The 6112-nt window shown below is 40.3% G+C and carries 7 protein-coding genes and 1 pseudogene; 7 read left to right on the top strand and 1 reads right to left on the bottom strand.

The features are described from left to right. On the bottom strand, positions 1-590 hold a 590-nt coding region (locus VK080_RS04010; RefSeq protein ID WP_324223478.1), incomplete at its 3' end, for a CAP domain-containing protein. A 199-nt stretch (positions 591-789) separates the two neighbouring features. On the opposite strand from VK080_RS04010, the gene VK080_RS04015 reads away from it, so the two are divergent. The 7 genes and pseudogenes from VK080_RS04015 to VK080_RS04045 form a co-directional block, all read left to right on the top strand. Next, positions 790-1506 (top strand): GntR family transcriptional regulator, encoded by a 717-nt coding sequence (locus VK080_RS04015; RefSeq protein WP_324223479.1) that lies wholly within the window; start codon positions 790-792, stop codon positions 1504-1506. A gap of 102 nt (positions 1507-1608) precedes the next feature. Next, positions 1609-2772 carry an SIS domain-containing protein gene (locus tag VK080_RS04020; protein WP_324223480.1) on the top strand — a complete coding sequence of 388 codons (1164 nt, stop codon included), beginning with the start codon at positions 1609-1611 and terminating at the stop codon, positions 2770-2772. 84 nt (positions 2773-2856) lie between these two features. After that, entirely contained in the window at positions 2857-3306 is a 450-nt protein-coding gene (locus VK080_RS04025) for a PTS sugar transporter subunit IIA (protein ID WP_324223481.1), read from the top strand. An 11-nt stretch (positions 3307-3317) separates the two neighbouring features. Then, on the top strand, positions 3318-4052 hold the full coding sequence (locus tag VK080_RS04030) for an SIS domain-containing protein (protein WP_324223482.1): 735 nt from the start codon (positions 3318-3320) through the stop codon (positions 4050-4052). 14 nt (positions 4053-4066) lie between these two features. Next, positions 4067-4345 carry a PTS sugar transporter subunit IIB gene (locus VK080_RS04035; RefSeq protein ID WP_324223483.1) on the top strand — a complete coding sequence of 93 codons (279 nt, stop codon included), beginning with the start codon at positions 4067-4069 and terminating at the stop codon, positions 4343-4345. Between the two features lie 87 nt (positions 4346-4432). Then, positions 4433-5806, top strand: coding sequence for a PTS ascorbate transporter subunit IIC (locus tag VK080_RS04040; RefSeq protein WP_324223484.1), 1374 nt, complete (start codon positions 4433-4435; stop codon positions 5804-5806). 89 nt (positions 5807-5895) lie between these two features. Beyond that, a pseudogene (locus tag VK080_RS04045) lies at positions 5896-6112 on the top strand (N-acetylglucosamine-6-phosphate deacetylase); the annotation flags it as partial.

Here is a 6112-nt window from a genome sequence, read left to right on the forward strand (position 1 = left end):
TGCTTCGGCCCGTCCCCTTCTACATACCCGACACCGATGTGCGTAAAGTCTTCCTTCAAAATATTTTCACGATGCCCCTCGCTGTTCATCCAGCCTTCTACCACTTGTTCGGGGCTGCGCTGCCCGGCTGCAATATTTTCACCGGCCAGGCGAAAGCTAAAGTCGAACTGTTTCATCATATCAAAAGGAGAACCGTATGTCGGTGAGGTGTGGCTGAAATAATTGTTCTCCGCCATGTCCTGCGACTTCTTCCTGGCGAGATCACTTAAATGTTTATCCATTTCAAGCGGATCCAGGTCCTTCTTTGCGCGTTCTTCGTTCACAAGCTTCACGACTTCCTGTTCATAGGCGGATGGTTCTGTTGCATTCGTGTCCGGCGTCTCTTTCTCCGATTGGAATAGTCGGGTGAAGTTCTCCTTAGACCGTTCGATGCTTATATTCTGCTCACTCATCCATTTTTGTATCGGTTCTGTCCATTTTTCAAGCGTCATCGGCTGCATCTGCTCCGGATCCCATGTTTCCTGTACCGAAGCCGGTGTCCGAACCGAGATCGCAAATAAAATAGCAGCCAGTATAAATAGCCGTTTCATGGTGGGCGCCCCTTCATCCCTGTCATTATATCTCTATTATACACCTAGAGCTCGAGGGCGGACAAAAGTGGCGCACTCGAAAGAAAATGTAATCCTTTACATTTCATAAAATATCTATTACACTAAAGTTAACTGGTAATGACCTCATAACAACTTCCTTGCCAGTTTAGCATTTTGGTCTGGAGGTGAGATTAGCAATTTGGATAAAACAAGCAAAATACCACTATATTTGCAATTAATGGACGATTTAATTAAAGATATTGATACTGGAAAATTAATTGTAAACGAAAAACTGCCGTCTGAACGGGAATTATGCGATGTTAATAACCTTAGCCGTATAACGGTAAGACAAGCACTGCAGGAACTTGAACGTGAGGGTTATATCTACAAGCTTCATGGCAAAGGAACCTTCGTATCGTCAATGAGCTACAACCAAAATCTTGTTAAATTGTATAGTTTTACGGAAGAAATGAAAAAAATAGGTAAAACTCCGACAACCCAGGTTCTCTCATTTCGGGAGATGGCATTAGATGAACGATTGGCAAGTAACATGAATCTGACACCATTGGATGAAGCTTATCAAATTGTACGCCTGCGATTGGCTGACAATGAACCTTTGATGTATGAAACATCCTACGTTCCTAAAAAAATATTCCCGCGTTTAACTGAAAAAGACTTAAATGAACGTCCAATGTACGATATTTTTCTTCAAGATTATCAGATCGGAGTCACCAAAGCAGTTGAACGTTTTTCTGCCACCAGTGTACGCAAAGAGGAAGCGGAACATTTGAACTTACCTGCAGACCATCCGGCAATGCTGGTTAAACGCTTTGCTTATCATGATGATGAATTAATTGAATATACCATTAGTGTGGCCCGTGGTGATAAATTCGACTACACCGTGGAATTAACATGATTGGTATGAACTCTTAATCATTGAACGAAAGCACTTTTAAATTTTTACATTAACTGGTTATAACGACATTACCACAATGAATAATTAATTGGAGGATTGTACATGTTTAATATGACATCTGAGGAATTACGAAACAATAATGCAATCAATACTGCTTCTGAAATCTACCAGCAGCCAACCGTTTGGAAGGAACTTGCTTCGACGCTCTCTGCTCAAAAAGAAGAATTGAATCTTTTTATAAACTCAATTTATGAAAAACATGAGCGTGTCCGTGTGATTTTATCCGGAGCCGGGACATCGGCATTTATCGGCGATACCATTGTACCGGTATTGCGACGCGAAAATAATGCAAACGTACAGTTTGAAGCCATTGCGACAACAGATATCGTTTCAAATCCCGAAGAATATTTGCAAAAGGATTTTCCGACAATCATGGTCTCATTCGCTCGCTCCGGAAATAGCCCGGAAAGTGTCGCAACCGTAGCACTTGGTGAGCAGATAGTCGACCATTTCTACCAGGTGGTCATCACTTGCAATAAAGATGGACAGCTGGCCAAGAACATAAAGAACGATAAAAATTCAGTAACGGTCCTGATGCCGGATAAGGCCAACGACAAGGGGCTTGCGATGACAAGCAGTTTTACGTGCATGCTGATCACTGCCTATTCATTGTTTACTGCAAACGATTTCGATGAGAACGTCATCGCTGATGCGGAAAAATTGATTGAATCCCTGCCAGACAAGCTGAATGAAATTCTCGGATTTGATTTTGGGCGTATTATTTATTTGGGCTCAGGAATGTTGAGTCAGCTGTCTCATGAAGCAGCACTGAAGATGCTCGAATTAACTGCAGGACAAGTTGTCGCCGCCCATGAATCATCACTCGGCTTTCGTCATGGTCCGAAGTCAATCTTAAACGATAAATCGGTTGTCGCTGTATTTATGTCGCAGGATCCATATACACGAAAATACGATTTAGATATTTTACGAGAAATTGCAAAAATAGATTCCGGCATGAAAGTCATTGCTCTTACAGAAAAAGAAGATGCGGAAGTTACTTCTCTAGCTGATTGGACGATTCCGGTTACTGCTGGAAATGATCATACGGCCGGCGATTTCAACCTTGCATTGCTTTACGCCATTTTTGCGCAGTCACTGGCAATGAACAAATCACTGCAGCTTGGCATAACACCTGATAATCCAAGCCCGGATGGCAGTGTGAACCGTGTTGTGCAGGGTGTTACGATCCATGATTACGATAAATAAATGAATAGTTGATTTAATGTCTGTATTTTAAAGATTTAATCAATCAAAAGAGCCAGCATTATCGCTGCAAAAAGGAGCAAGCTTATGATTGAAAATTTATTAAAAGAATCGACCGTCCAACTTCAAGTAGACGCTTCAAACTGGGAAGAAGCTGGTATAAAAGCAGGGAATTTACTTCTTGAAAACAACTATATTAAGGAAGACTATATAAATAGAATGCTTGAAGCCGTTTATGAATACGGTCCATATATCGTCATAGCACCAGGAATGGCATTGTTCCATGCCAGACCTGAAAATAGTGTAAACAATATATGCATGAGTATGATTACTTTGAAAGAACCCGTGGAATTTGGAGCGGGTGATAAAGATCCTGTAAATCTGGTGTTCGCGCTTGGAGCAATTGACCACGACTCTCATTTAAAAGCAATGGCTGAGCTTATGACAATCTTACAGGATGATCAGTTGGTAGCTGATATTAAAAATGAAAAAGATTCAGCTAAAGTATTAGAAATGATTTATCAAACATTAGATTAGGAGGAAACAAAATGTTATATAAAGATTATTTTTCAAGTATTGAAAAGCTCCTTAGTGAAGTGGCTGAAAAAGAAAGTGAGAATATAATCAAAGCAGCTGAATTGATCGAAAAATCAATAAGCGAAGACGGGGTTTTGCATGTATTTGGCTGCGGTCATTCACAAATGTATCCAATGGAGCTGTTTTACCGTGCAGGTGGTTTAGTACCTGTAAATGCTATTTTAACACCTGCGCTTTCGCTGGCTCCTGCCGCTCCCTTAAGTACTTTTGCAGAAAGACAAGAAGGCTTGGCTAAAGTGATCCTTGATAATGAAAACGTTAAAACACAGGACGTTATGTTAATTGTATCCACTTCTGGCAGGAATGCTGTACCAATTGAGATGGCTCTTGAGGCAAAGAATAAAGGGTTAAAAGTAATTGCATTGACTTCGCTGGACTTTTCAAAAGAAGTTAGTTCCAGACATGAAAGTAACAAAAAACTATATCAATTAGCTGATGTAGTTCTGGATAACCATGGAGAGCCAGGCGATGCAATATTGGAAACGCCAGGTGTAGAATCAAAATTTGCTTCCACATCTTCAGTTATTGGATTTACAATACTTCAATCAATTGTCGCACAAGTAATTGAGAATCTTGGTCAAAAAGGTATTGAGCCGCCTATATATGTCAGTTCTAATCTCGATAAAGGCGACCAAATTAATAAAGAGTTTATTGAAAAATACCGTGATAGAATCACTAATTTATAAAGGAGATGAAAGTCATGGAAATAATCACTGTTTGTGGAATGGGATTCGGTACCAGTCTAATGCTTAAGATGACTGTAGACGACATTTTGAATGAGGAAGGGGTAAAAGCTGAAGTGAATGCTTTGGATGTAGGTTCTGCTAAAGGCGGGACAGCTGATTTAATAATGGCATCAGCCGATCTGGAATCATCCCTTGAAAGTGTGGATGTTAGAAAAGTGTTCATTAAAAATTTAACTGACAAAAAAGAAGTGCGGGATAAATTGTTAAATGAATTAGAAGATATGAAAGGCTAACAGTCAAAGATGTAAGTTAAGGGATTGTTCCTTTAGCTTACATCCAAAGTTAGCACAAAATCTTAAATTCAAGAAGGAGGAAATAAGATGGGAATCTTGCAAGCGGTTGCCGAGATCCTTACTGTTCCCGCTATTACTTTGGGTATAGTAGCTTTACTGGGGTTATTGCTGCAGCGCAAACATGCCTCAGAAGTTGTTAAAGGCACAACGAAAACTATACTCGGTATTTTGATTTTGGGAGCTGGTTCTGCTTTAATTGCCGAAAATTTATCCCCCTTTGCCACTATGTTCGAGAAAGCGTTTGGCTTAACAGGTGTGGTACCGGTGGACGAGGCTGTCATTGCTGCTTTGGTAGATTCAGTTGCTGAAATTGGAAGAATGACTTCTTTCATACTGCTTTTTGGTTTTCTTGTAAATATTATTCTAGCACGACTAACGCCATTTAAATACATCTTCTTAACTGGACATATGATGTGGATAATGGCTGGCGCTATAGCATGGGCATTTCATGACTTAGGTGTTTCTGAAACCAACGGCATTCTATTTGGCTCGGTAATACAGGGTATTGTCCTCGTGACACTTCCTGCCATATCACAGCCAATTGTTAGGAAATTAACAGGAAATGATCAGATTGCATATGGTCATTTAACGACAACCGGTGTGGTCGCTGCTGCATACGTGGGAAAAGTTTTTGGCGATAAGAGTAAGGATAGTGAAAAGGTTAAAGTACCTGAGAAGTTCGATTTCTTTAAAGATACAGCTGTTTCTGTTTCATTAATCATGATCGTCATCTATATGATTACTGCCGTTTTTGCAGGACCTGAAATTGTAGGAAATTTAGCCGAAGATCAAAACTATCTGGTTTTCAGTTTATTAAATGCACTTGGATTTGCTGCTGGTGTTTTAGTCTTGCTACAAGGCGTAAGAATGTTTTTGGGAGAAATTGTACCCGCCTTCAGAGGAATTGCCTTGAAAGCAGTTCCGGGAGCTAAGGCTGCTTTGGATGTTCCAATATTCTTTCCATATGCACCTAATGCTTTGATGCTTGGATTCTTATTTTCTGTGGTAGGAATGGTTATAGGAATGCTTGTAGCCACACTATTTGGCACGGTAGTTCCTTTGCCTTCTATCATTGGAGGATTCTTTACTGGCGGAATGGCTGGAATTTTTGGAAACACCGTAGGCGGAAGACGCGGTTCAGTTATTTCCGGAATCGTTTATGGGCTGATACTGACAATACCAGTTGCGCTTTTCTATCCATTGTTTGGTTTAGAAACGTATGGTGTAGAAGGCTTAGCATTCCTTGTACCAGACGGTATAATCGTATTAACGCTAATAAAGCTGTTTTTCGCCCTGAATATACCAATTATTGGTTTCGTACTGGCTATCGTCGGGTTTATTATTCTAAGCGTTATGTTTCGGAATAAAAATAACAACACCCAAACGGAAGAAACAACGTAGGTCAACTCTCAACTAGAATGGTGTAAAGGGGGCTCAATTCCCCCCTTTACTAATTTTATTAACAATTGATGATAAAGGAAGTAATAATCATGGCATATTTCATTAAAGCAGATCGTTTTTTATTAGAGAACGAAGAGAAAAAAGGCGGATATTTACAAGTGGATGACGACTTGTTTGGTTTGTTTGTTAACGAAGTACCGGAAAATGCGACTGTCGTTGACTGGAGCGGCTATACCATTGCACCGGGGTTGTTTGATACCCATATTCATGGCATCAACGGCCACGACATCATGGATGGCACTGTTG

The organism is Lentibacillus sp., from assembly GCF_035301925.1.
Classification (GTDB): domain Bacteria; phylum Bacillota; class Bacilli; order Bacillales; family Amphibacillaceae; genus Lentibacillus.